The following is a 25463-nucleotide window of genomic DNA, read 5'->3' as shown; positions in this document are numbered from 1 at the left end:
GTATAATATATAGTAGTTCCCCAACTTCATTTTTACCACAGTAGTATTTTATTCCAATTATAAGCTTTTTGAACAGGGTAAACAACATAAACTTATGTTAATAAAAATTTCTTAATAAAAAGGGCCAAAAATTCTTAAGAATTTCTTAAGTTCGGCAAATAAACAAAAAAACAGCAGCCAGTCAGGGGGACTAACTAGCTGCTTCCTACGTAATATATGGAATTCGAAAAACAATATGTTTTCCATATTTTTATTATGTCCAATAGTAAGTTTTTTAATCATTATATAATTATATTTTAATAAATTCTTTAATATATTTATGTATGATAAGATATAAACCATTTAATTATGAAAGGGAGCAATTATGGATAAGTATGAAAAAAATCTATGGCTGCATAACGCCTTCGAATCCTTCAGTAAAGGTGTTTATAGTGGAACTTCACTTACAAAAGAACATAGAATTGTACTTCACAAAATTAATGACAAATATATAAACAAAGGAGTGTATGTTTCTGAAATAATACACACTGCTGCTTTTGATAATCTTATACTATCCTGGAATGCAGATACACCTGTGGGTACTTATATAGGCATTGAAGCACAAGTACTTATAAATAAACATAATAATCCTCTTTGGTCTGATTGGTTATCCTTTGGAACCTGGAATTCAAACGGCATAAGCTCTTCTGCACCAAAAGCTCTCTCATCAAATGAGCTTGCATATATAGAAACTGATACAATAAAGGTAAAAGGCACATTGGGGGAAACCGCCGGTGCCGTAAGATATAAACTAACCCTGACTACAGAAATTCCAGATAAAACACCTTGTGTTAAGCTCATAGCTGGAACCTATAGAAATTCAAAAGAAAACCCATCAGAATTTAACTTATCTTCCGATTTTGAGCCTGAGCTGATTTATTTAAAGAAAAAGCTAGACGTGCCATGTTTCTCACAAATGCTTCAGGATTCTAAAATAGCTAGTGTTATTTGCAGTCCTACAAGTGTTGCAATGATTTTAAATTATTACGGCTTAAAACTCACACCGATAGAGGTTGCTGGAAAGGTATATGACTTAGAATACAAGGGCTACGGAAATTGGCCGTTTAATACAGCCTTTGCAGGCAGTTTAGGTTTTGAAGCGTATGTGTTAAGCTGCAGTTCAATTAATGATTTAAAAAAGGAAGTATATAAGGGATATCCAGCAGCAGTAAGTGTTAAATACAAAAATAGCGAGAAGGTTGAAGCAAAGCTTCCAATAATTCATGCTGCTCCTATTTCTAAAACCTATGGGCATCTAATTGTAGTTTGTGGTTTTACCGAAGAAGATAATGAAGAATATATAATAGTTAATGACCCAGCTGCTCCAAGCAATGAAAAAGTAAGGGTAAAATATCTTCTAGACGAATTTGAGGAAGCTTGGCAGGCATCAGGTAGAATAGCATATATTATTCATCCTTAAAACTAAATTCTTATAAAATAATATTATATAAATAAAAAATGCTCCCTGAACTAATCTCTCAATGTTCAGAAAGCATTTTTTTATTATTAAGTTCTTTTAGCGTAATTTGTATAAAAATATCTATCTATAGCTGATTTCTATATTTTTCAACTTCTCTAGCATTGGCTAAAATAAAATGTCCTGGTTCTACTTCTACCCAATCTGGAGGTTCCTTTGTATAATCATGGATACTTGGATCATAGATTTCCACAACTCTTTCTCGCTCCGCTCTTGGGTCAGGCAAAGGAATAGCCGAAAGCAATGCTCTTGTATAAGGATGGAGAGGATGACAGAAGAGTTTTTCAGTTTCAGCCAGCTCTACTATTTTACCCTTGTGAATTATAGCAACTCTGTCTGTAATATATCTAACTACTGCCAAATCATGCGCAATAAACATGTAGGTTAACCCTTTTTCCTTCTGCAAATCTGTTAAAAGATTTAAAACCTGAGCTCGTATTGATACATCAAGGGCTGATATAGGCTCATCAGCAATTATAAGCTCAGGTTCCATAACAAGTGACCTAGCTATCCCTATTCTCTGCCTTTGTCCTCCAGAAAACTCATGTGGAAATCTGCTTGAAAACTCAGGTAAAAGACCGACCTCTAAAAGAGCCTGCATAACTTTTTCTTTTCTTTCATCTTCACTTTTATAATTTTTAATATTATATAATCCTTCTGAAACTATATAATCTACCTTTGCTCTCTCATTAAGTGAAGCCATGGGGTCTTGGAAAATCATCTGGATTTTTCTTGTTATCTCTTTATCTAACTTCTTGCTTATCTTTCCTGTTATCCTTTCACCTTTAAAGCATATTTCCCCAGCAGCAGCTTCGTTAATCCTTACTATAGCTCTGCCTATGGTTGTTTTTCCAGAGCCAGATTCTCCAACAAGACCAAAGGTTTCACCCTTATATATCTGAAAGCTTATATCCTTTACTGCTGCAAACATTTTTCTTCTATTTTTCCCAAATTCAACTCTAAGGTTTTTAACATCCAACAGTACTTCCTTAGATACCTTACTCATTCGCTTCACCTTCCTTATACTTATCTAAAAGCTTTTTTATAGCAGCAGGAGGCTCAACCCTTGGTGACCTTGGGTCTAAAAGCCAAGTCTTAGCCTTATGAGTTGGTGAAACTTCAAAATATGGAGGTCGTAATTCAAAATCAACTTTTAACGCTCTAGGGTTTCTTGGTGCAAAAGCATCACCTTTTACTTCATTAAATAAGTTTGGAGGTGTACCCTTAATCGAATACAAATGCTCACCCTTTACACCAAGCTGAGGTAGGGAAGATAACAGCGCCCAAGTATAAGGATGCTGTGGATTATAAAATACTTCTTCAGCAGTTCCAATTTCGATTATGTCTCCTGCGTACATAACTGCGATTCTGTCTGCTACTTTAGCCACAACTCCAAGGTCATGAGTTATATAAATTATTGTTAAGTTATACTTTTTTTGAAGCTTCTTAAGAAGCTGTATTATCTGAGCTTGAATAGTAACATCTAATGCTGTAGTTGGCTCATCACATATTAGTATTTTGGGCCTGCAAGCCACTGCAATAGCAATAACGACCCTCTGCCTCATCCCGCCTGAAAATTCATGAGGATATTGACTGTATCTTATCTCTGGCTCAGAAATTCCTACATCCACTAAGGTCTCTAAGACCACTTTTTTAGCTTCTTCGCCTTTTAGCCCCTGGTGAAGCTCAACTACTTCCTGTATTTGCTTTCCTATGGTTTTTAATGGATTTAATGAGGTCATAGGGTCTTGAAATACCATAGCTATTTCTTTTCCACGTATTTTTAACCACTCTTTTTCCTTTTTATATTTAGATAGTTCTATATCATTATAGTTAATTGTACCTTTGTCAACCCAGCCATTACTGTCCAGAAGCCCAATAAAGGCTTTTGTAAATACAGATTTTCCAGAGCCTGATTCTCCAACAATTGCAAGGCTTTCTCCTTCATAAAGTTCAAGTGATGCTTCTCTAATAGCAGTAAGCACCTGACCTCTTAAGTTAAACCTAATTACTAGATTTTCAACTGATAATATAACGCCCATTATTCGTATCCCTCCTTGCTACACATGATTTCTAGGGTCAGAGGCGTCAGCGAAAGCATTGCCTATAACATAGAAGGATATTGTTATAATGGAAAGTACCACAGCTGGGAATATGAGCTGATACCTTAAGGAAGGCACCATCATTATTACTCTCCCCTCATTTATTAAGTTTCCAAGGGATGGTGTATCAAGTGGGAGTCCCAAACCAATGTAGGTTAGAAAAACTTCCGATCCTATTGCATAAGGAATAGCTAATGCTAATTGGAGCATAATAACTGACACTAAGTATGGCAAAAGATTTTTTAGTATAATTCTATGTACTGGGGTACCAAGGCATCTTGAAGCTAAATTATACTCTCTATCCCTAATCATTACTATTTGGTTTCTAACAAATCTGGCCATGCTAAGCCAATTTGTTATACACATTGCAAAAACCAATGTAAAGACGCTGGGCCTTAAAATATATGCTAAAAGCACCATAACTATTGTTGTTGGAATGTTGTCTAAAACGTTATATACTTCAGTTATTATAGCATCTAACTTTCTAACATATCCCCAAAGGCAGCCTACAGTTATACCTATAACTGCCTTCCATATTCCTGCAAGAAGTCCTATTAAAAGAGATGTCCTAGTGCCACTCCAAATTCTTGCCCAAAGGTCCTGCCCTATAGAATTTGTCCCAAACAAGAATTCACTGTCAGGAACATGATTTCTCAGTTGGATACCAGTAGTTAGATTTGTGTATATCTTTGTTGGCAGCTTTTGATTTGGAATGTACGGCTGAATTAATGTAAAAAAAATCAATACAAGCATTAATATCAATAAGAATGCCGCTACTTTATTTTTAATAAAAACCTTGAAGGTAGACTGCCAGTAAGAATAATTTGAGTATCCTGTTTTCTCGGCCTTCTGAGCGTCATATACTGCGAAATCAAACAAAGAGGAATCAATATTATCTACGGTTTTTTTAAACTTTCCATCCATTACCTTGTCCCTCCCTGCTTTGTAAGTTTAATTCTTGGATCAAACAATGCCATAAGTATATCGCCTAAAAACAATCCAACTATTCCCACTGATGAAAATATTAGAACCAAAGCTTGAACCAGCGGATTATCCTGCCTTTGAATAGTATCAACCAGTAGCCCGCCCATTCCAGGTATCGAATAAAGAGATTCAATATATATTGAGCCTGCAATAGTATATAAAATTGATGCTGGCAGATATTGAGCCATAGGTACAAAGGCATTTCTTAGTACGTGCTTCACCATTATCGTTTTATTATTAAGACCTTTTGCTCTTGCAAGCTTTATATAATCTTTATTTATTTCATCTACCATATACCTTCTCATCCACATCGCATAACCCGCTGTACTCCCTAAGGACATGGATATTACAGGAAGTATCCAACTTGCAGGATTGTTCTTATCAAACAATATAGGTAGCTTTAATATATCTGTTACGTATAGCTGAAGGAATAGATAATACACAGCTGCTGGTACAGCGTTAATAAACACTACATAAGCATTCCCTATCTTGTCCCAAAACTTATTTTTACTCCTTGCCATAAGCACACCTAAACCAATGCCAGCTGCTAAAGAAATCCCTAAGGAACCTAATCCAAAATATACCGAGTAAGCAAGCTTTGGCTTTATTATCTCTGCTACAGGAACATTCGGTCTGTATGTTATAGAAGTACCTAGGTTTCCTTTAACTAAGTTTTTGTAAAAATCCCCCAGTTGCTTATACCAAGGATCTCTAAGCCCTAGACTAGTTAAAATTGCTTCTCGCTGTACTAAGTCCAATTTTTCATAACCTTGTCCAAAATACCCCTCCTCAGGCATAAGCCTCATAAATAAAAATACTAAAGATACTACTATAAAAAGGGTTATAAGGGATTGTCCTAATCTTTTGAAGGTATACTTTAACATATCTTCACCCCATCCTTTATATGAAAGTGAGCAAGAGGCTTACCTCTCCCTCTTGCTCATTAACCTTAAAACTTTATTTTGCTGCTACCTTTAAAGCTTCAGCACGTTCTTTCTGCCAGGTTTCAAAAGCTTTCTTATAGGTATCTGTATTCATTGGCTTCTCCATAATCTTCATACCCTTAAACTTATAGCCTGAAACACCGAATGGAGAGTAGGAAGATTCAAATGGATTTAGATAAGAAGCCATGAAGCCTCCTCCACCTATACCATATGGTATTGAAAAAGCCTGGTCTATAAGGAAAGCTTCTGCTTCTGCAAAAAGATTGTAACGTTTATTCATATCAAGCATTTCTGCCTTTGCTGCATTAACCATATTTTCATATTTGTTTTTGCCGTTGGCTTCTTTGTAACCTTCAGCCATGTCTGCCCAGTTATAGTTGCTCTCTGCTGTAAATGGATCTGTGTAGGTCTGTGGGTCCGCATAGTCTGGCCCCCAGTTGCATTCCATGATAGCATAGTTTCCTGCACGTCTCGTTGCATTTAAAAAACCTGTTGCTGGATATGGTAGAAGAATTATATCTATATAATCTTTTCCAAGAAGGTTTTCAATCTGCTGCTCAACTACTTGACATCTGTTAGTCCATTCATTAGATCCAGTATTATAAGGCATAGGTACCTTTACAGGGAAATTAACCTTGCCTGAAAGCTCGTTCATAGCTTTGCTCTTATACTCCTTAGCCTTATCAGCACCAAAGCTGTCTTGTGATGCAAATTTTGCAAGACTTCCTAATTGAGTATAATCTGCACCTTTTAAGTCAACAAAGTTTTTTGGAGTTATGGTGCTGCTTAATCTTCTTTGTGGTTCATAAGGCTCAGACGTAAGCATTGCAGCATTTCTATCAAAAGCATGGAAAATAGATTTGCGGAAATTCAAATTGTTAACTGCTTTTTTCCAGTTATCTGGCTCATACTTTGCATCAAATTTAGGATTGAAGTTGAATGCGTAGAAATAGGTATAGAAGCTTGTTGATGCTGGTCTTACCATTTCTTTTTTAGTAGAATCCTTCATCCACTCATCAATGGATGAAGATGGTATGCCAGTGTCTGTAATCTGTTTTCTAATAAACAGCTCTGGAGATAATGTTGCTGCTTCCTTATTGTAGCTATAGGTAAGCTTTTTAATAAATACATTGGATTTATCCCAATAAGTATCATTTGCTACAAACACTCTTTGATTCTGAGGTTCAAAAGTTTGAAGTATATATGCTCCGTTGTATAATAGGTTCTTACTATCTGTTCCAAACTTAGCGCCAGCTTCATTTAAGAATTTTCCATTCACAGGAAAGAAGCATACATAGGTAAGCATTGATAAGAAATAAGGTGTAGGATGCTCCAAGGTATATTCAATAACGTATTTATCCTTTGCTTTAACCCCAACCTGAGCGAAATCAGTTAATTCACCCTTGTAATATTTTTCTGCATTCTTTATAACGCTGTAAGCAATGTTTGCCGTGCTTGACTTGTTGTCCTTCTTTAACACATACTTCATAGCCTCAACAAAATCCTGAGCCTCTACCTCTGCATATTCTTTGCCTTCATGAGTTACCCACTTAACGCCTTTTCTTAAATTGAAGGTCCAAGTAAGCCCGTCGCTAGAAACCTTCCAGTCAGTTGCCAAAGATGGTTTAACAACTCCATATTTATCATGCTCTATCAAAGTGTCTACTAAGTTTGCAGCAGCGGCAAATTCATTTTCACTAGCAGTGGTCAAGTAATTTAGAGTTGTAGCTTCACCAGAATATACAGTGGAATATTCTTGTTTCACCTCTACCTTTGGTTTGTCCGTGCTCCCTGTGTTTGACTTCCCTGTGGTGCATCCTGCAAGGATAGAAGCACAAACAGCAGCTGCGGCCATAGATGCAATAAACCTCTTCATATCTTTTCCCCCTTTTATTTAATTTTCCCCTAAATGTAGTTATACTTTATTATATAAAGGCGTTATGCTAAAAATTCGTATAAAAATAAAAAAAGCACGCTTTTGTACTAATTAGCGTGCTTCCTGCTTTACAATACTTATATGAATACTACCATTTTCCAGAAGAGCCTCCACCGCCTGAGGATCCTCCACCAAAGCCTCCAAAGCCGTCAGACCCTCCTCCACCTCTTCTTCTACCTCCCCCAAACATAGAGCTCAAGAAGAAAACTCTGAATAGGAAGCTTGATATCCTACCTCTGAAAAATATTAAATCAAATACTAAAAATCCTATAATCCATAACATGCTAACAGGATTTGAACTTTTCTGATTTACAGTTGTTTCTCTATTAGGGAGAGCAATCCTAGCACTTTTGTTAAGGGTTATATCATATTCCTGTGCAATTTTGTCTGCCAAAACTGAATATGATTCCATCAAAGCTCTGCCGTAATCTCCCTTTCTAAGGTTTGGCAGGGCAATCTCCTGCATTACCCTGTTTGTATAAATATCTGGCACTGCACCCTCCAAGCCTCTTCCTACTTCTACCCTCCAAGTCCTATCCTGCACAGCAAGAATTATAAGAAGACCATTGTCCTTTCCTTTTTGCCCAATTCCCCAAGTTCTAAAAAGTTCATTAGCATAGGATTCTATATCTCTGCCTTGAAGAGAATCTATTGTCACAACTATCTGCTGAACAGAAGTTTTGTCCTCCAATTCTTTACCTACAGACACAATAGAATCTAAAGTTTCAGAATTCAACACCTGAGCGTAATCATTTATATATTTTAAATTTGTAGGCCTTGGTAAACTAGAGGTACTATATGCTAAAATCGAGCTAATGTTCAAAACTATTATTAGAATAGCTGCTGTTTGAAAGTATCTCCATAAAGTTTTCTTCATGGCTTATCTTGTAGTATTAAAGTCAACCTTGGGAACTTCTCTAGCTCCTTCAGCTGCTCTGTAGTATGGTTTTTGTTCAAATCTAAACAAATTTGCAACTATAGTTGTTGGAAATCTTCTAACAGCAGTATTGTAGGCATCAACTGACTTATTATAGTCCTGTCTAGATATTGCAATTCTATTTTCTGTGCCCTCTAAGGCTACGGACAAGTCTCTAAAATTTTGATTTGATTTTAGTTCTGGATATCTTTCCACAACTACTAAAAGCCTTGACAGTGCGCCTGAAAGCTGGTTATCAGCATCAGCTCTTTCCTGAACGCTCTGTGCACCTCCCAGTCTACTTCTAGCGTTTGCAATCTCAGTTAATATATCTTTTTCTTGAGCTGCATACCCTTTTACGGTCTCAACTAAATTAGGTATTAAATCATTTCTTCTTTGAAGATTAACATCTATTGCTGCTTCAGAAGTTTTAACAGATTGCTCAAGGCCAACAAGTTTGTTATAGCTTCCTGCTATCGGAACGATCAATAATATAAGGATACCGACAATTATAAGAATTGTCTTTAAGGTTTTGCTCATTTCTTAACCTCCCTTTATTGAATTCTAAATATAATTTTATGTTATATATTATCTTTTGAAGGAACAAGATTAAATATGCCATTTGAAAAATATAATATGTTTCCAACACTTCCAAAACAAATTTACTTTAAATTTCACAAAACTATTTAATTTTTTTTTTATAATGATACAATAATAATTGTTGAATTTGGGACAAGGGTGATGAGATGGGAATACAAATACAATTTACATCCTTAAAGGATGTTAGACGACCAATAAAAAAGAATAAAACAAGTCTCATATTAAATATTATTGTTTTTATTTTTATTGCTGTTAATTTAGGCGGACTTTATGCAGGTAATGTTTTTTACAAGAAAGCTTTTGAAATAGATACTAAGAAAAGTATTGATCAGTTCGAAGCAAACAAGCAACATTTTAACCTTAATAGGTATAACTCACTTGTTAAAGAAGAAGTAGCAGTTACATCAACTAATAATAGCTACAAACTCTATGGTACTTATATTAAAAATCCAAAACCTTCGAAGGACACTATAATTCTTTTGCATGGTTTAGCTGGCAGTAGATGGTCAATGCTAAAATATGCAGACATGTATTTAGACAAGGGTTTTAATCTTCTAATTTATGATGCAAGAAATCATGGTGATAGTGCTGGTAAGAATGTTACCTATGGATTTTATGAAAAATGGGATTTAGACAGATGGGTTAACTGGCTTTATACTAAAAACAAAGGTGGTGTAATAGGCGTGCATGGTGAATCCATGGGGGCTGCCACAGCTCTTCTTCATTCTGAGTTAAATCAATCAAAAAAAAGAGTAAGCTTTTATATATGCGATAGCTCCTATTCAGATCTGAAGGAATTATTTAAACTAAGGCTTAAAGAAGATTATAAGCTAAAAAGCAAACTAGCTTCAAATGTGCTATTATTTTACGCTGATAAAGTAAATAAGCTTAGAAATCAGTTTAATTTTGAAAAAGCTTCGCCAATAAATGTGATTAAAGAAATAACAACTCCAGTTATGCTTATACACGGAAGCGGAGATAGCTTTGTCCCTTCCAAAATGAGCGAAGATTTGCATGCCAGCAATCCAAGTTCTACGGAACTGTATATTGCTCAAAATTCAAACCATGTTGAGGCCTATTTAAATCATAATGAAGTGTATACAGAGAGAGTTTATAAGTTCATTGATACAATATTAAATAGCGATAAAAAATAAATGCAGCTAAGCTTTAGCTGCATTTATTTTTTGAAAGTCTTTTGCTTTCAGCTTTTTTATTATTAATTCTTCTATAGTTGAATTATAATACTAGGCTCTGTCGTATTTTTTCTCTGGAAAAAATACAGAAAATAATATGCTCATAAATAAAATAATAAAAATTGCTCCTAGAGATACAATCAGGGGAATTTCAATGTTAAAAAATAAAATAAGAAGCTTAAAGCCTGTAAAAATCAATACCATTCCTACTCCATATTTAACATAACAAAAACTATTATTAAGCCTTTCCAATACAAAATACAAACTTCTAAGCCCCAAAATAGCAAATATGTTTGAGGTATACACTATAAAAGGACTAGTTGTTATTGAAAATATAGCTGGGATTGAATCTATAGCAAATAGTATGTCAGAAGCTTCAATAAGTACAAGAATGGCAAATAGTGGAGTAGCATATTTTACTTTACCTATCATCACAAAAAAGCTTTCACCATATATTCTGTTAGTTATTGGAATAATTCGCCCTACTGTTCCTACCACTCTGCTTTTTTCAAAGCTTGGAGCACTATCCTCCTTCATAAGCATTTTAAGACCGCTTATAATAAGCACAGCTCCAAAAATGTGCAATACCCAGTGAAACTTATTTACTATTGTTACACCAAGCATTATAAATATAAACCTTAATACAATAGCTCCAAAAATACCATAGTTGAGAACCCTTCTCCTATACATTGATGGAATTTTGTAGGCTTCAAATATTAGTAAAAACAAAAAGAGATTGTCCATACTTAGGCTGAGTTCAATTACATAACCACCTAAAAATTGAAGTGCACTCTTTGCTCCAAATATTATGTATATTGCAAGATTAAATAACCCGGAAATAAACATCCAAAATATAACCCAAAATAAAGCTTGTCTTGCTTTCACTGTTGTTTCCTCCTATAAATTGAACTATTATTAAATACAATCCTTATATTATTATGATTTCTCAGAAAAAAATAAAACCTGCAGTAGTATATTAAATTACTACTGCAGGTTTTATTAATATATTAGGCGTTAGGGTCACTAATCTTATTTTTATCCATGAATTCGTCCAGCATTCTATTGCTCCTGCTTGATGCAACAAGCAGGGAGAATATAACTGTAACAAAAGGTATAAATATCATTAGTAATATAACAGGTAACATACTTTTCCCTCCAAATACCTTATTTATCCCATGTGTATAACCAAATTTTACCATATATTCTCTAGTTATGTAAATTTAAAGTTTACTTGCACATTCGACAGCCAATATGAGTATAAACTGTATTAAGGTCTAATCCTGCTGCAGATTTAGGATAAAAGCTGATAATTGAATTATTTTAGATTATTGCCATTATTGTTCTGTCATGCTATAATAAAGCTGTTCCTGGGGATATGGCGAAGTTGGGATCGCGCTTGAATGGCATTCAAGAGGCCAGGGGTTCGAATCCCCTTATCTCCACCAAAAAACAGTCTGTAAAGCTAAATACAGACTGTTTTTTTATTTACTGAATGCTTTTATTTTAATACTTATAAGAGAGTTATTTACTCTGACCATATTTTCATTGTGATTATTTGTTTTTTTCACTTCACTTTCATCATTAATAGCTTGGCATTCATCAGCCGAATTCTCATCCATCAGCTTTTCATCAATAGCATTTTTAATATTCATTTTTTTCATTGCTTCAATAGCTATTAAAGCAGCTCCTACTATACTGGCAGCCATTATTAAACCTTTTTTCATAACTATCACTCCTATAAATTAACATACAATAATTTTATGCTTTCATTGCCAATTTAATGAGCATATCTTATTCTGAACTTTTCTTATTATTCATCACCAAATTGCATCAACAATAGCAATTTTAATATAATGCATTAATAAAAAACACTAATTTTATTCACTTGTATTTTGGTTAAGAATTTCCAACTACTTGTAAATCCACTAAGTTTACGGTCCAGCATATATTAGATTGTAATCGGTATACTAATTATTGTGATATAATTCCTTACTTTATTCTTATTTGGAGGTATTCAGATATGCTAAACACTATAATTTATGCAGCAGGTCGTACTGTGGCTGTTTACGTGTTAACTTTGCTGCTAACAAGATTTATGGAAAGAAAACTTATATCTCAGATGACCTTTTTTGATTTCGTGGTAGGCGTTACAATGGGCTCTTTAGCAGCAAATTCAATGATAGATCCAGCAAGTAGTCCTATCTCCTCAGCTTCATCTCTGGTGGTGATTTCTGTTTTGGCAATTTTTTTGAGTTATGCTCATATTAAGAGCTTTAGAATAAGAAAGCTAATAAATTCTGAGCCAGTGACAGTGGTTGATAATGGAATTATAGTTGAAGACAATATGAAAAAGATAAGACTTACTGTTAATGAACTTATGATGAAGCTAAGGGAAAAGAATGCCTTTAGCCTGTCTGATGTGGAATTTGCCATTATGGAAACAGACGGTCAGCTTTCAGTTCTCCCAAAGCCAGAAAAAAAGCCTCTCACTCCATACGATATGAAAGTTCAAGCCACCAGTACGGGGCTTGAGAGAGATATAATTATTGATGGACAGCTATTAAAAGAAAACCTTATCTCTACTGGATTGGACGAAAGGTGGTTGGAATTACAACTTAAGACTCATAACATATATACTGCTTCTGAAGTGTTTTATGCTGGCATGGACAATAATAAGAAGTTATATATTTCAAAGAAAAATGCCGGAAGCAAGGAAACTCATGGTAAGTACGGGCTGGAATAAATTTTCAACTTTAGTTTCTGCCGTGTTTTGAAATATCACAAACACGGCAGAATTTTTTTATCAAAGAAAAAAGTTAACTTTTTAAATTTATGCATTAAGCTATCTTAATTATTTAACAAAATTAAATTTATTGTATTTTCATGTTTAATATTTCACCAGGCAATCCACCTATTTCACACACTTTTATTGATTTAAAACCATTGTTAATTAAAATTTTTCTTGATGCAATATTGTTAGGATCTATAATAGCAGTAATTTCAATTAGCTGCTTCTCTCCTTTTGCTTTTTCAATTAGCATTCTGGCTACTTCGCTACCAATCCCATTTCCCCAATAATCAGGTAATAACATATAACCAAGCTGTGCTTCACTTGAATTCTTTTCTTTAATTTTCAATAAGGCAGAACCAATAAACTTATTAGTATAAGTTTCCATTACCTTAAAGTTACCAAAAACTTCGTGCATTTGGTTGTTATTCAAAACTAATTTAAAATTTTCTAACGCTTCGTCTAACGGAATTGCTCTTTCCGTAATCATTGCCATTACATCTTCGTTGCTGAGCAATTCATAGTATTTATCAAAATCATCAAATGTAAATTTCTCTAGATATATGTTCTTACTCATTTTTTCACGCTCCTTGTTAATGACTATTTGCAAAGCAATAAAATTATTTATGTTAATGTATTATTCCTCACAGCTTTTGATTCTTTCAGTCCCTGTCAAAAAGCTTAAGCAAGTCTTCCCTTGATATAGCACCCATCAAACTTCCGTTCTTGAGCTCTCCAGTAAGAATGTTTCTAATTAATTCCTTCTTTTCCTCCTGCAAGAGAATTATCTTTTCTTCAATAGTTCCTTTTGCCACAAGCTTTACTACCTCAACAACCTGACTTTGACCAATTCTATGAGCCCTGTCTGTAGCTTGATCCTCAACGGCTGGATTCCACCAGGGGTCAAAGTGAATAACCAGGTTTGCTGAAGTTAAATTAAGTCCTATTCCTCCAGCTTTGAGAGATATTAGAAATACCTTTACAGAATCGCTGTTGTTAAATTCTTTAACCCTTATAATTCTTTCCTTTGGTTTTGTCCTTCCGTCCAACTGGTAATATTGAATGGATTCTTCCTTAAGCCTCTGTCCAATATTGTCTAAAACTGAAGCAAACTGCGAAAATAAAATTACCTTCCCATCTGACTTGATATGAGCCTTAACAATCTCTAAGGCAGTTTTAAACTTTGAACTTTCACCCTTATAATCTTCAATTATAAGAGAAGGATCTAGGCATATCTGTCTAAGCTTTGTTAAATAGGAGAATACTTCCATTCTTCCCTCACCCCCAGTCTTTAACAAAGCTTTAGCCTTTTTTGTATAGCTGCTGTATACAGCCTTTTGAGAGTCAGCCATTTCAACTAGAAGCTTCTTTTCTACCTTGTCCGGAAGCTCTTTCATTACCTCTTTTTTAGTTCTTCTCAAAATAAAAGGCTTTATCAGAAGTTTAAGACTTTCTAAATTATCTTCATTATCCTGTATAAATTTTTCTTCAAACTTTTCTCTAGAGTATAAGTATCCAGGCATAATAAAATCAAATATAGACCATAGCTCCACAAGATTGTTCTCAATAGGTGTACCAGTAAGTGCTAATCGTGTACCTGCCTTGATTTCCTTAACAACCTTTGTATTTAAAGCTTCTGCATTCTTTATATTTTGACCCTCATCAATAATTGCAAAGTCAAACTCAATATTGCTGTAAAAATCAATATCCAATCTTAAGGTACCATAAGTAGTCAATATTATATCATAGTCACTTAGACTCTTCATTGTTTCAGTCCTTTCAGTGCCATGTACAATTAAAACCCTTATTTCTGGAGCAAATCTTTTAAGCTCATCCTGCCAGTTATATATTAAAGAAGTAGGACAAACTATTATTGTCTTTTTATTTTTTTCAGACAATATAAAGGCTATAGTCTGAATTGTCTTTCCTAGTCCCATTTCATCCGCTAGTATGCCTCCAAAGCCTAGTTCTTGTATAGTCTTGAGCCATTTAAAGCCCTGAAGCTGATATTCTCTAAGCTTGCCATTAAACCCTTCAGGTACAGCTATATTGCTTGTGCTTATTGTCTTAAGCTTTTTTTCTATTTCCTCAAGCTCATGGCAGTCTTTTATAAACTTATACCCTCTGTTTTTCATATTTTCATACAAAAATAAAGCCTTGCTCTTTGGTAGCCTTACTTTACCATCATGAATATTCTCACTTATACTTAATACTTCAAAAAGTTTAAAGAAGTTTTTTATGTTATCATCCTCAAAATCAATAAAGCACTTTTCTTTTGTTCTGAAAAATTTATTCTTTGCTTTGTATGAGGAAAAGGCCCTGCCAAGCTCATCATTACCCGTATTTTCAATGCTATAGGCAAATTGGAAATATCCGTTTATTGCTTCTAGATCCATCCTTATAGAATCTAAGCTATACACTTTCATATCCTTAAGCCCTTTGCCGAAAGTGACCTTACCAATAGCTTGAAGATTTTCTCCTCTTCTGCTTAAAATACTGAGAAGCTCCTCCTGTCCGCCTGTAAAAATAAACCTGTTCTCAATTCTTGCCAAGCCATATTTTTCAAGACTCATAATAAGCTTTTCTTCATTTTTACTGTCCCATATTAAAGAACTCTTATTATCTTTTAGTATATTAACTTTTCTTCCGCAATAGTTTAAGTATACGTCGCAGAAAATTGTTTCCTTCTCCTCATACATATGAAATTCAGGTCTAACCATTTCAACTGCAAAATTTCTCAAGCTCTCTGAAATATTGATGCTTTTTGAAATACTGCTTAGAAAGTAAACAAGCTTATTATAGTTATTAATATCCCTTTTATAGAAAATCTCCCCGTTGACTTTCAGCTTTTCATATAAAGGTATATATTTCTCAATCTGATTCTTTGAGGGCAAGTAAATCTCATTTTTGAAAAAGTACACATTATTATGTGAGTTTAAAGGTATGGGAAGCTGTTTATGTGTTGTTAAAACAATGCATCTTTTCTCTTCCTTCAAGGTAAAGGTTATAGGTAAGTTTTCCTTAAAAATTGGAGCAGTAATTTCTATATAATCAAACTTAAATCTGACTTTTCTACTATGTATATTATCTAAAAAAGCTTTAAGGTCTTCTTGCTTAATTATGAGTTTATCTCCGCCTGTTAGCAATTGAGCTTCATAATACATGGTGTCTTTTTCTATTTTTCGTACAAGTCTATAGTCTCCTTTAGCTAATGATTTGCGTACTGTATCTTTCTTTATCTCATTACTTTTCTTTCCGATTTCGCTTTTATCCTTGGAAAGAAGGCTTATAAACTTATAAGAAGTAGCTGTTATATGATTGCACATAAATGTGTAGCCGCTTGCTGAAAACTCTCTAAATTCATCACAGGAGCATTCTACTTCCTCCAGCTTGTTCTTCTTTAGATGAAGCTTAATATGGGTATTTAGCTCTTTAAGCTTGTTTTCATCCTTAACCTTTCCGTATATATGATATATATGTTCAAGCTTCTTGCCTTTAAAATAGGTGACAAGTCCTTTTTTAAAGGCTTCTTCCCCTTCTTTTTGCATGGTATTGGAGGCAGTTTTTAGCATTATTTCTTTAAGGTCTATAATATTCACGAAAATCCTCCTTTACTTCTGTAAGGGCGTTTTATCCATTTTCTATGAATTATATTATATAATGAAGCAAATGTAAATATTATGAAGTACTTGATAATGAATATCCGTTTACAATAACTCCAGTGCTCCTTGACTTTAAGAATTCTGACATTTTAAAACATAAGCTGGAGGTATATTAAATACTACTCTTTCTAAGTCAATCTTTTTAAAGTATTCAGCAATAAACTCTCTTTTTAAAAGAGTGTACTGAAAAGTTATAAATAGTCCATCCTTTTTCAATATACTTTTGGTTTTTCCTAATATATTATTAGAAACACTCTTTGGCAAACTTGCAAAAGGTAATCCTGATACTACATAGTCCACTTTTTTAATATTGTATTTTTCCAAATATATATCTACATTTTCAGCAGAATCATTTATTATTAAGATATTTTCATGCCCCTTGTACTTTTCCTTTAGTTGTCTGCAAAATTCTTCACTGTATTCCAGCAGCAGCAATGATGTATTTTGATTCTTTCTTTCTATAAGCTTGTCCGTAAACACTCCAGTACCTGGACCATACTCTACGATGCATTTTGCATTATAAAAGTCAATATCACTTACCATTTTCCTTGCTAATTTTTGCGAACTAGGAGCTACTGCCCCTACAGTCCGTGGCGATTTTAAATATTCTGACAAAAACTTTATTATTCTCATATTAGTACTTCCTCCTCTTTATTAAACCATAAACAGTTGCAGTTCATACACCAGTGTTATCCTATGTATTTAGTATAAAGAGGAAACATTAAGATTCTCTGTTTAAATATCTTAAGAATTCTTAAGACTTTCAAAAATTCAGGAGAATATTTTTATTCAAAAGCCCCGGAAATAGATTTCAGGGGTCTTTCTCTTATATGTCAACTTGACTATTCCATTTTTTATAATTCATATAGCTCACTAGTACTATGATTGCAAGTGCAGCTATAAATACGTATAGAGAATAATTTATACTTATCCCTAAAAAGGTATATAACAAAATAATTGGTGTATCTGCAATAAATATAGTAAGTACATATTTGTATAATGTGATACCGCTTAAAGCTGAAAAGAAACATACTACATCTGAAGGCACTACAGGAGAACACACCCCTAAGGCTAGTAGTTTAACATTATTTTTTTTAATTAAGTTGTATAGCTTAGGATACTTGCTAATAATATTCTTCTGATAGTTCATGCCGATTGTAGCTTTAACAAATACAAACAGCAAAACTTCGCTTGTTAAATTAGCTACTGATACTAAAATGAATGCCTTTGCTGGATTAAATAATATTCCAGCAATTATTATGAAAACAGTGCAGGGGATAAGAGTAAAGATTCTTAGGGATGCTATAAGTAAAAATAATATTGTACTATATCCAGGATAACCTTGCAAAAATTTAGTTATTTTATCCGCTCCATCTATATACAATTGATATTTAAATAACACAGCCAAAATTACTGCCCAAAATAATAAAATTATGCCTTTAAATAATTTATTCATGTTCCACCTCATTGTTTATTAAAGAGTTATAGTCTAGTTCTTTCTACATTATTTATTACTCATAGTTTTATTCTAAATGATAATTATTAAATATTTATAAGAAAAAATCTTAAGACTTCTTAAGACTTTTTAAGCACAAAACAAATATTTTAGCAGCAGCTTCTAGTAGTGAGAGATATTAATTTATATACTGATACAAATTATAAATTCGCAAAAAAACTGCCGCCAGTTCCACAGGCAGCAGTTTTTATATATGTATATATTTAATTTTAAAATACTTCTTTGCAGTTTGTAAACTTAATGTTGTTATGACTATATAATGCTACATAATATATGAACATTAAGTCCTGAAACTTTATTACTTACTTATTTTTAAAATCTAAATAAACTACTTCTTTACATCTTTTGCATATAAGCGCCAAAGTTCCATCGCCACAGTTTCTTATTTCATAATTTGCTGGTTTACTGTCTGTTTTAAGATCTTCTATATTTCCACATTTGCACATTAACTTCATTAAATCTTCCCCCACTCTACAGTCGTGTTTATAATGTATTGTTCACCTGTTTCAAGACGGCTTTACATTTTATTATATTATGAACTTATCCATAGTATTCTTTATTATTTCAATACATTATACCACAAGCAGAATATTTAAATATACACATTCCTAAAACTTGGAGTGTTATATTTTTATATATTTAATATAATGAGAGAAAATATGCAACCCTGCAGATGTATTTCCGCAGGGTTTTTTACTTTTTATTAAATTATTGTTATGTTTTCTGCCTGAGGTCCTTTTTGTCCTTGACCAAGATCGAAGGAAACCTTTTGACCTTCTTCAAGTGTTTTGTATCCGCTTGATTTTATTTGAGAAAAATGTGCAAACACATCTTTTCCATCCTCTGCAGTAATAAATCCATAACCTTTTTCTGAGTTGAACCATTTTACAGTACCATTCATTTTTTATACCTCCTGAATTGAGCATTTCTATATCTCTTTTTAGTAGTTAAGTATTGATATTTTAATACTGCCCTACTATAGTAAGCATGTGCAAATTACATAATTTTATGCTTGTATTGCTTAACTTGAGGAAGCATAAATATTTATTTCATAACCTATCAAACCTAATTTCCAAGGACGAAAAGTTAGTGTCTCTTCCTTATCCATTAACTATTTCCCCGCCGTTAACATGCATTGTCTCACCCGTTATAAAGGTTGAAGCGTCTGAAGCCAAGAATACATAAGCTGGCGCAAGCTCTACAGGCTGCCCTGGCCTACCTAAGTTTGTGGTGCTTCCAAATTTAGAAACCTCTTCTTCAGTAAAGGAAGCAGGGATTAATGGTGTCCATATTGGTCCCGGAGCAACTGCGTTAACCCTTATATTTCGTTTTGACAAAGATATTGCTAGTGATCGGGTAAAGGTTGTTATTGCTCCTTTAGTTGATGAATAATCAATTAATCTTTCATGACCTTTGTAAGCTGTTATGGAGGAAGTATTGATAATAACAGTGCCTTCCTTCATGTGGGGAAGACAAGCTTTTGTCATATAAAACATGGAAAATATATTTGTCTTGAAGGTTCTTTCAAGCTGATCTTTAGTTATATCCTCAACGCTGTTTTGTGCATGCTGTTCAGCGGCATTGTTTACAAGTACATCAATCTTCCCAAAGATGTCTATAATTTTTTTTACTGCATTAAAGCAGAAGCTTTCTTCCCCTATATCCCCAGCAATAGCAATGCATTTTCTCCCCTTGCCTTCAATTACCTTTTTTGTTTCCTCAGCATCTTCATGCTCATCAAGATAAAGCACAGCTATATCAGCGCCTTCCATGGCATAAGCTACTGCAACAGCTCTTCCAATTCCACTGTCTCCGCCAGTTATTACTGCTACCTTTCCTTGAAGTCTATTTGAAGCTTTATAATTTGGATCCTCAAACACAGGTCTAGGGTTCATAAGCTTTTCTAGTCCAGGCTGCTTACCTTGTTTTTGAGGTGGTATTTGTTTAGGAAAGTCCTTTGCTGCATCCATATGTACGTCCTCCTTATAAATTTGGTTATGTTTTAATTCATTTTTATAAACTATAGTATTTAATTTTAAAATTTTATTATTCAAATAAATATCCCTTATAGTTTTTGCTGCTTTGCAGATAATAGTTAGTGAATATAAATGCAGGAGGGATTTTAATGAAAGAACATCATTATAAAGAAAGATTCATGGCAATTCCAATTGAAAATCACGAAACAGCAGCTTGGGCAAATATTGAAAAAACAAAACCTTTATCTAAAGTTAATGTTCCAGATGATTGGATGATTGCAAATGCAAAAGAATATGTAGATGAAAATCAAAAATAATAAAATCTAAAAAAACCCCCGAAATTCGGGGATTTTTTTATGAATATGTTTAACTTCTTAAAATTTTAATGCAAGTATAACATAATCTTTTAATACTGCATATCAGCTAGTCTCTTGTAATTCATGTATCTCTCCTTAGCATTCTTTTCTGAAATGCTGAATAATTCATCAGCTCTTTCAGGGAAAGTATTCATTAAGGATGAGAATCTTATTTCACCTTCTAGGAATTCTCTATAAGAGGTAATTGGTTCCTTAGAATCAAGGGTAAACGGATTCTTGCTTTGATCCTTAAGAAGAGGATTGTATCTGTATAAATGCCAGTAACCTGAGTCTACAGCCTTTCTTTCTTCCTTTATGGAACTTCCCATACCAACTTTGATACCATGGCTTATACATGGAGCATATGCAATTATTAGTGAAGGTCCTGGATATTTTTCTGCTTCAACTATAGTCTTAATTGCGTGGTTCATATTGGCGCCCATAGCTATTTGAGCTACATATACATAACCATAGCTCATTGCCATCATTCCAAGATCCTTCTTTCTTGTGTTCTTACCAGCTGCTGCAAATTTGGCAACTGCTCCGGTTTGTGAAGACTTAGAAGCCTGCCCTCCAGTATTTGAGTATATTTCAGTATCCATAACAAATATATTAACATCTTCTCCAGATGCAAGTACGTGATCAAGCCCACCGTAGCCAATATCGTAAGCCCAACCGTCACCACCTATCATCCAGAAGGATCTCTTTGTCAAGTAATCTTTCTTTTCAAGTATTTCTCTTGCTATCTTGTGATTTGCATATCTTTCATCGCTTAATATTTCAACAACCTTATTAGAAGCAAGTTTTGAACCTTGACCGTCATGAATATTGTCAAGCCAATTTCTAAAGGTTCCTCTAACTTCTTCTGGAAGATCTGATTCCAACCCCTCTTCCATAAGATTTCTAAGTCTGCTTCTTATTTGATTTGCACCAAGATACATGCCATAACCAAATTCAGCATTATCTTCAAACAATGAATTTGCCCAAGATGGGCCCTTACCTTCATGGTTAGTTGTATATGGTATTGATGGAGCACTGGCTCCCCAAATTGATGAGCAGCCTGTAGCGTTAGCTATCATCATTCTTTCGCCGAATAATTGAGTTAAAAGTCTTATATATGGAGTTTCTCCACAGCCTGGGCAAGCGCCGTTGAACTCAAGAAGCGGTCTTACAAATTGGCTTCCCTTTAAAGTATTTCTGTCCAATACATCTTCTTTTGGCTTTAAAGTCATTGCAAATTCCCAGTTTTCTGCCTGCTCTAAAATTTGCTCTTCTAGAGGCTTCATTATAAGAGCCTTTCCAGGTGCTGGACATACATCTGCACAGTTTCCGCAGCCAGTACAGTCAAGAGGTGTAACCTGGATTCTGTATCCAAAGTTTTCAAGTCCTTTTCCTGCTGCCTTCTTAACAAGGAACTTTTCAGGCGCCTTCTTTTGTTCTTCATCATCGACTAAGAACTGTCTTATAGTTGCATGTGGGCATACATAAGCACATTGTCCGCATTGTATGCATTTGTCAATTTGCCACTCAGGCACATTTATTGCTATACCACGCTTCTCGTAGGAAGCTGTTCCAAGCGGGAATGTTCCATCTTCCATACCAACAAATGCACTTGTTGGCAGTTCGTCGCCTTCATGCCTTTCCATTGGTCTTGCAATGTCCTTGATAAAATCTGGCTCTTCCTTAATTTTGCCAATTTCGTCCTTTGCATCTGCCCAGTGTGCTGGAATTTCTATTTTTCTAACTGCTTCCAGCCCTCTATCAACAGCAGCATGGTTCATCTGTACTATTTTTTCGCCCTTCTTACTATAGGTCTTTGATATTGATTCCTTTAGATACCTAACAGCATCTTCTATAGGAATAACATTTGCAAGCTTGAAAAAGGCTGTTTGCATTATCATGTTTATTCTGTTTCCAAGGCCTATTTCTCTAGCTATGGAAATAGCATCAACTATGTAGAAATTTATATTGTTTTTAGCCAAAAATCTCTTCATGTTGGCTGGAAGTTTGTTTTCGAGTTCTGTAGGATCCCACGGGCAGTTAAGTACAAAGCTGCCGCCCTGCTTCAAACCTTTTAATACATCTATGTTATATATGAAAGATCTGTTGTGGCAGGCAACGTAGTCTGCATTAAATACCAGGTATGGCGATCTAATTGGGTACTTGCCAAATCTTAAGTGAGATACTGTGCTTCCGCCAGATTTCTTGCTGTCATAGGAGAAGTAAGCCTGTGCATACAAATTAGTATTATCACCAATTATCTTTATGGCACTCTTATTTGCTCCTACGGTACCATCTGAGCCAAGCCCCCAGAACTTGCAGCTTATTGTCCCTTCTGGAACTGTGCTTATTATTTCATCCTCTGGAAGCGAGGTATTTGTTACATCGTCAACTATTCCTATGGTGAATCTATCCTTAGGCTGCTCATTTTTTAAATTTTTATATACTGCAAGTATTTGTGATGGTCTTGTATCCTTTGAGCCGAGTCCGTATCTTCCACCAACGATAACTGGGCTGTTTTCTCTGTTGTAGAATAATTTAGTTACATCTAAATAAAGGGGCTCACCAAGAGAACCAGGTTCCTTTGTTCTGTCTAAAACTGCTATTTTTTTAACATTCTTAGGTATAGCCTCAAAGAAGTATTTTTCTGAGAAAGGTCTGTACAAGTGAACCTTTATCATGCCTACCTTCTCGCCATTGCCTCTTAAATAATCTATGACTTCACTTATCGTATCGCAGACAGAACCCATAGCTATTATTATATTTTCAGCTTCTGGATCTCCGTAGTAATCAAATGGATGATATTCTCTCCCTGTAATGTTCTTAAATTCTTTCATGTAGTTTTCTACTATATCGGGAACAGCTAGGAAGAATGAATTTGAAACTTCTCTTCCCTGGAAGTATATATCAGGATTTTGTGCTGTGCCTCTAACAACTGGATGATTTGGGCTTAAAGCTCTGTCTCTGAAGGCCTTAATAGCATCATAATCAACCATCTTAGCTAAATCATCATATTCAACAACTTCTATCTTTTGAATTTCGTGTGAAGTTCTGAAACCATCGAAGAAATGTAAAAATGGCACTCTGCCCTTTATAGCGCTTAAATGTGAAATAGCTGCCATATCCATAGCTTCTTGAACATTGGAGGATGCTAAAAGAGCAAAGCCTGTTTGTCTTGTAGCCATCACGTCCTGATGATCTCCAAATATTGATAGCGCATGAGTTGCTATAGCACGGGCGCTTACATGGAATACTGCTGGAAGAAGCTCACCAGCCATTTTGTACATGTTAGGTATCATCAATAGTAGTCCTTGCGCTGCAGTATAGGTTGTAGTCAAAGCACCTGCCTGAAGTGAACCGTGAACTGCTCCTGCTGCTCCTGCTTCTGACTGAAGCTCAACAACTCTAACCTGCTGTCCAAAAATGTTTTTCTTTCCATGGGCAGACCATTCGTCAGCTGCTTCTGCCATAGGCGTTGATGGAGTTATAGGATATATGGCTGCGACATCAGTAAAGGCATAGGAAACATATGCTGCAGCCTGATTTCCATCCATTGTCTTCATATTCTTTTGCATGAAACTAATCCTCCTCATATGTAATATAGAAATATCCTTAATGTTATTTACTCATTTATTATTTGAAAGTTGAGGAATAGTATGCATATTTTTAGCAATATTTCCCTAACTTTTATTTTATTATAAAAAAAGCTGAATGAAACTCTTTTTTATAAGTTTCATTCAGCCTGTTTGTCTCATTTAATCTATGCTCTGTCTTCCAAGAGCATATCTTTAGTATTTACAGGATTTAAAATATATGGCACTTCTATTCCCCTAAGCTTAGAATCATTTTTGCTTTGAACTAAATATTCAACATAAAGATTTCCTGACTTTACTGCTCTGTCAATAGTCTTTTGTGTAATCTCTACGCCAACTATCTTATTGAATCTTTTTTCTTGTATCTGCCTGTCAAACGGAAAGTCATACCTTTGAATTATTATTCTTTCCTTTTCGAAATCTATAGTTGTAACATGCTTTAATTCATAAAACAATATAAGAAATTTGTATACTGCTATTATTAAAAGCAAAAGTAAAATACCTAATACTATGTACACAACAATCATTGAAACAGTTCCTAACATATCTGAGCTTTTAAAAAGAGAATCTGTTATATTATACTTGTCTGCTACATATTTTCTAAGCTTGTCCCCCGCTATGCAGAGAGCGAGTACTATTCCTACTACTAATAGTTTTTTTAGAATTTCTCCAACCAATCCCCTAATATCAGTTTTTAACACTAAGTTTTCTTTTTGCATTTTTTATCCCCCTTGTCTTCCTTGCTAGTACATGACACTTATTAAATGTCATGCCCTTCGTATTACTCATTAGTACGTCATATTTAAAAAATGTCATGCCCCCTGCATTACCTTGTTATGCAAAACAATCATTAAAAAGTTAGTCCGCCTCAAGTGTACTGCTAAACCACTTATATACTATTTCTTGTAAAATATCCCACAATATTATTATATCATAAAAATGTTAAATGCAAAAATATTTTTTAAAAATTCTTGCATTTAACTTTTAATTATCTACCTATTCATTTTTATCAGTTAGTTTATTTTCAAAGCTTTCAATAGCTTCCTTAACCATATTGCCCCCAATTGCTCCTCCATAAGCACCGCATATCTTTGAAGGAACATTGCCCCAATAACCGTCTTCTGGTATTTTTACTCCGTCCTTAATGGCCTCTTCTAACCTATGATTTTCACTCACAGCGGCTCACTCCTTCTTTTTAAGTATCAATATTATTTTAACCACATAGTCTATAAATAGACTTGTTAATAATTTGTAAACTGTAGATAATTATTATTATTTGATATTGATTTCCACTTTGAGGAGTATTATAATAAAACCATCAAATAGAAATTAGAAAAAATTAGATTAAATCACAAAGATAACTATAAATAATGTGTTAAAT

Annotated in this window: 24 protein-coding genes and 1 tRNA gene; 5 read left to right on the top strand and 20 right to left on the bottom strand. The window is 34.2% G+C overall.

The features are described from left to right. Positions 1 to 364: 364 nt before the first annotated feature. Positions 365 to 1459 (top strand): C39 family peptidase, encoded by a 1095-nt coding sequence (locus NBE98_RS08225; RefSeq protein WP_250814467.1) that lies wholly within the window; start codon positions 365 to 367, stop codon positions 1457 to 1459. 124 nt (positions 1460 to 1583) lie between these two features. Here NBE98_RS08225 and NBE98_RS08220 read toward each other — a convergent pair whose 3' ends face one another. The 7 genes from NBE98_RS08220 to NBE98_RS08190 form a co-directional block, all read right to left on the bottom strand. Further along, positions 1584 to 2522, bottom strand: coding sequence for an ATP-binding cassette domain-containing protein (locus NBE98_RS08220; protein ID WP_250814466.1), 939 nt, complete (start codon positions 2520 to 2522; stop codon positions 1584 to 1586). After that, the gene (locus NBE98_RS08215) at positions 2515 to 3558 is read right to left on the bottom strand and encodes an ABC transporter ATP-binding protein (RefSeq protein WP_250814465.1); all 1044 of its coding nucleotides are present in this window, start codon (positions 3556 to 3558) and stop codon (positions 2515 to 2517) included. The genes NBE98_RS08220 and NBE98_RS08215 overlap by 8 nt, the downstream gene beginning before the upstream one ends. Positions 3559 to 3576: 18 nt before the next feature. Further along, complete coding sequence (locus tag NBE98_RS08210; RefSeq protein WP_250814464.1) at positions 3577 to 4542, bottom strand: ABC transporter permease; 966 nt, start codon at positions 4540 to 4542, stop codon at positions 3577 to 3579. Then, the gene (locus NBE98_RS08205) at positions 4542 to 5486 is read right to left on the bottom strand and encodes an ABC transporter permease (protein ID WP_250814463.1); all 945 of its coding nucleotides are present in this window, start codon (positions 5484 to 5486) and stop codon (positions 4542 to 4544) included. Before NBE98_RS08205 ends, NBE98_RS08210 begins: the two co-directional genes overlap by 1 nt. Positions 5487 to 5559: 73 nt before the next feature. After that, complete coding sequence (locus NBE98_RS08200) at positions 5560 to 7422, bottom strand: peptide ABC transporter substrate-binding protein (protein ID WP_250814462.1); 1863 nt, start codon at positions 7420 to 7422, stop codon at positions 5560 to 5562. 148 nt (positions 7423 to 7570) lie between these two features. Further along, the gene (locus tag NBE98_RS08195) at positions 7571 to 8359 is read right to left on the bottom strand and encodes a TPM domain-containing protein (protein WP_250814461.1); all 789 of its coding nucleotides are present in this window, start codon (positions 8357 to 8359) and stop codon (positions 7571 to 7573) included. A gap of 3 nt (positions 8360 to 8362) precedes the next feature. Further along, entirely contained in the window at positions 8363 to 8938 is a 576-nt protein-coding gene (locus tag NBE98_RS08190) for a LemA family protein (protein WP_250814460.1), read from the bottom strand. A gap of 206 nt (positions 8939 to 9144) precedes the next feature. On the opposite strand from NBE98_RS08190, the gene NBE98_RS08185 reads away from it, so the two are divergent. Then, positions 9145 to 10152 (top strand): alpha/beta hydrolase, encoded by a 1008-nt coding sequence (locus NBE98_RS08185; RefSeq protein WP_250814459.1) that lies wholly within the window; start codon positions 9145 to 9147, stop codon positions 10150 to 10152. Positions 10153 to 10242: 90 nt separating this feature from the next. Here the strand turns inward: NBE98_RS08185 and NBE98_RS08180 are convergent, their stop codons facing one another. Both NBE98_RS08180 and NBE98_RS08175 read right to left on the bottom strand, forming a co-directional pair. Then, positions 10243 to 11076, bottom strand: a complete 834-nt coding sequence (locus NBE98_RS08180) for a TerC/Alx family metal homeostasis membrane protein (protein ID WP_250814458.1) — start codon at positions 11074 to 11076, stop codon at positions 10243 to 10245. A gap of 122 nt (positions 11077 to 11198) precedes the next feature. Beyond that, positions 11199 to 11336 carry a hypothetical protein gene (locus NBE98_RS08175; protein ID WP_250814457.1) on the bottom strand — a complete coding sequence of 46 codons (138 nt, stop codon included), beginning with the start codon at positions 11334 to 11336 and terminating at the stop codon, positions 11199 to 11201. A 224-nt stretch (positions 11337 to 11560) separates the two neighbouring features. Here NBE98_RS08175 and NBE98_RS08170 point away from each other — a divergent pair. Then, a tRNA-Ala gene (locus NBE98_RS08170) sits at positions 11561 to 11636 on the top strand. 36 nt (positions 11637 to 11672) lie between these two features. Here the strand turns inward: NBE98_RS08170 and NBE98_RS08165 are convergent. Continuing rightward, a complete protein-coding gene (locus NBE98_RS08165; protein WP_250814456.1) occupies positions 11673 to 11915 on the bottom strand; it encodes a hypothetical protein in 243 nt (80 codons plus the stop codon). A gap of 296 nt (positions 11916 to 12211) precedes the next feature. Here NBE98_RS08165 and NBE98_RS08160 point away from each other — a divergent pair, with 296 nt between their 5' ends. Next, positions 12212 to 12934, top strand: coding sequence for a DUF421 domain-containing protein (locus tag NBE98_RS08160; protein WP_250814455.1), 723 nt, complete (start codon positions 12212 to 12214; stop codon positions 12932 to 12934). Positions 12935 to 13061: 127 nt separating this feature from the next. On the opposite strand, the gene NBE98_RS08155 is transcribed toward NBE98_RS08160, so the two are convergent. From NBE98_RS08155 to NBE98_RS08125, 7 genes are all read right to left on the bottom strand, one after another. Further along, positions 13062 to 13556 (bottom strand): GNAT family N-acetyltransferase, encoded by a 495-nt coding sequence (locus NBE98_RS08155; RefSeq protein WP_250814454.1) that lies wholly within the window; start codon positions 13554 to 13556, stop codon positions 13062 to 13064. An 85-nt stretch (positions 13557 to 13641) separates the two neighbouring features. Then, a complete protein-coding gene (locus NBE98_RS08150) occupies positions 13642 to 16578 on the bottom strand; it encodes a DEAD/DEAH box helicase (protein ID WP_250814453.1) in 2937 nt (978 codons plus the stop codon). Between the two features lie 135 nt (positions 16579 to 16713). Beyond that, positions 16714 to 17274, bottom strand: coding sequence for a class I SAM-dependent methyltransferase (locus NBE98_RS08145; protein WP_250814452.1), 561 nt, complete (start codon positions 17272 to 17274; stop codon positions 16714 to 16716). Between the two features lie 193 nt (positions 17275 to 17467). Beyond that, a complete protein-coding gene (locus NBE98_RS08140; protein ID WP_250814451.1) occupies positions 17468 to 18097 on the bottom strand; it encodes a TVP38/TMEM64 family protein in 630 nt (209 codons plus the stop codon). A gap of 362 nt (positions 18098 to 18459) precedes the next feature. Then, on the bottom strand, positions 18460 to 18612 hold the full coding sequence (locus tag NBE98_RS08135) for a hypothetical protein (RefSeq protein WP_250814450.1): 153 nt from the start codon (positions 18610 to 18612) through the stop codon (positions 18460 to 18462). A gap of 248 nt (positions 18613 to 18860) precedes the next feature. Next, positions 18861 to 19058, bottom strand: coding sequence for a cold-shock protein (locus tag NBE98_RS08130; protein WP_250814449.1), 198 nt, complete (start codon positions 19056 to 19058; stop codon positions 18861 to 18863). 199 nt (positions 19059 to 19257) lie between these two features. Continuing rightward, positions 19258 to 20127: an SDR family oxidoreductase gene (locus NBE98_RS08125; RefSeq protein WP_250814448.1), complete on the bottom strand. Its 870-nt coding sequence runs from the start codon at positions 20125 to 20127 to the stop codon at positions 19258 to 19260. A 155-nt stretch (positions 20128 to 20282) separates the two neighbouring features. On the opposite strand from NBE98_RS08125, the gene NBE98_RS08120 reads away from it, so the two are divergent. Continuing rightward, positions 20283 to 20450, top strand: coding sequence for a CDIF630_02480 family spore surface protein (locus NBE98_RS08120; protein WP_250814447.1), 168 nt, complete (start codon positions 20283 to 20285; stop codon positions 20448 to 20450). Positions 20451 to 20539: 89 nt separating this feature from the next. On the opposite strand, the gene nifJ is transcribed toward NBE98_RS08120, so the two are convergent. From nifJ to NBE98_RS08105, 3 genes are all read right to left on the bottom strand, one after another. Further along, the gene (nifJ, locus tag NBE98_RS08115; RefSeq protein WP_250814446.1) at positions 20540 to 24064 is read right to left on the bottom strand and encodes a pyruvate:ferredoxin (flavodoxin) oxidoreductase; all 3525 of its coding nucleotides are present in this window, start codon (positions 24062 to 24064) and stop codon (positions 20540 to 20542) included. A 185-nt stretch (positions 24065 to 24249) separates the two neighbouring features. Next, entirely contained in the window at positions 24250 to 24801 is a 552-nt protein-coding gene (locus NBE98_RS08110; RefSeq protein ID WP_250814445.1) for a hypothetical protein, read from the bottom strand. A gap of 277 nt (positions 24802 to 25078) precedes the next feature. After that, a complete protein-coding gene (locus NBE98_RS08105; RefSeq protein ID WP_250814444.1) occupies positions 25079 to 25258 on the bottom strand; it encodes an alpha/beta-type small acid-soluble spore protein in 180 nt (59 codons plus the stop codon). Positions 25259 to 25463 lie beyond the last annotated feature (205 nt).

Source organism: Clostridium swellfunianum (assembly GCF_023656515.1).
Lineage (GTDB): Bacteria > Bacillota > Clostridia > Clostridiales > Clostridiaceae > Clostridium_AT > Clostridium_AT swellfunianum.
Note: the sequence above shows the minus strand (reverse complement) of the source record. Positions and strands in the feature narration are given on the sequence as shown.

Excerpts from the sequence above, each read along its gene's own strand:
- NBE98_RS08125 (WP_250814448.1), bottom strand. The coding sequence starts at position 20,127 with ATGGATGCAGCAAAGGACTTTCCTAAACAAATACCACCTCAAAAACAA.
- NBE98_RS08130 (WP_250814449.1), bottom strand. The coding sequence starts at position 19,058 with ATGAATGGTACTGTAAAATGGTTCAACTCAGAAAAAGGTTATGGATTT.
- NBE98_RS08155 (WP_250814454.1), bottom strand. The coding sequence starts at position 13,556 with ATGAGTAAGAACATATATCTAGAGAAATTTACATTTGATGATTTTGAT.
- NBE98_RS08175 (WP_250814457.1), bottom strand. The coding sequence starts at position 11,336 with ATGTTACCTGTTATATTACTAATGATATTTATACCTTTTGTTACAGTT.
- NBE98_RS08165 (WP_250814456.1), bottom strand. The coding sequence starts at position 11,915 with ATGAAAAAAGGTTTAATAATGGCTGCCAGTATAGTAGGAGCTGCTTTA.
- NBE98_RS08145 (WP_250814452.1), bottom strand. The coding sequence starts at position 17,274 with ATGAGAATAATAAAGTTTTTGTCAGAATATTTAAAATCGCCACGGACT.
- NBE98_RS08190 (WP_250814460.1), bottom strand. The coding sequence starts at position 8,938 with ATGAGCAAAACCTTAAAGACAATTCTTATAATTGTCGGTATCCTTATA.
- NBE98_RS08120 (WP_250814447.1), top strand. The coding sequence starts at position 20,283 with ATGAAAGAACATCATTATAAAGAAAGATTCATGGCAATTCCAATTGAA.
- NBE98_RS08200 (WP_250814462.1), bottom strand. The coding sequence starts at position 7,422 with ATGAAGAGGTTTATTGCATCTATGGCCGCAGCTGCTGTTTGTGCTTCT.
- NBE98_RS08135 (WP_250814450.1), bottom strand. The coding sequence starts at position 18,612 with ATGAAGTTAATGTGCAAATGTGGAAATATAGAAGATCTTAAAACAGAC.
- NBE98_RS08110 (WP_250814445.1), bottom strand. The coding sequence starts at position 24,801 with ATGCAAAAAGAAAACTTAGTGTTAAAAACTGATATTAGGGGATTGGTT.
- NBE98_RS08220 (WP_250814466.1), bottom strand. The coding sequence starts at position 2,522 with ATGAGTAAGGTATCTAAGGAAGTACTGTTGGATGTTAAAAACCTTAGA.
- NBE98_RS08215 (WP_250814465.1), bottom strand. The coding sequence starts at position 3,558 with ATGGGCGTTATATTATCAGTTGAAAATCTAGTAATTAGGTTTAACTTA.
- NBE98_RS08160 (WP_250814455.1), top strand. The coding sequence starts at position 12,212 with ATGCTAAACACTATAATTTATGCAGCAGGTCGTACTGTGGCTGTTTAC.
- NBE98_RS08195 (WP_250814461.1), bottom strand. The coding sequence starts at position 8,359 with ATGAAGAAAACTTTATGGAGATACTTTCAAACAGCAGCTATTCTAATA.
- NBE98_RS08140 (WP_250814451.1), bottom strand. The coding sequence starts at position 18,097 with ATGAATAAATTATTTAAAGGCATAATTTTATTATTTTGGGCAGTAATT.
- NBE98_RS08205 (WP_250814463.1), bottom strand. The coding sequence starts at position 5,486 with ATGTTAAAGTATACCTTCAAAAGATTAGGACAATCCCTTATAACCCTT.
- NBE98_RS08185 (WP_250814459.1), top strand. The coding sequence starts at position 9,145 with ATGGGAATACAAATACAATTTACATCCTTAAAGGATGTTAGACGACCA.
- NBE98_RS08210 (WP_250814464.1), bottom strand. The coding sequence starts at position 4,542 with ATGGATGGAAAGTTTAAAAAAACCGTAGATAATATTGATTCCTCTTTG.
- NBE98_RS08225 (WP_250814467.1), top strand. The coding sequence starts at position 365 with ATGGATAAGTATGAAAAAAATCTATGGCTGCATAACGCCTTCGAATCC.
- nifJ (WP_250814446.1), bottom strand. The coding sequence starts at position 24,064 with ATGCAAAAGAATATGAAGACAATGGATGGAAATCAGGCTGCAGCATAT.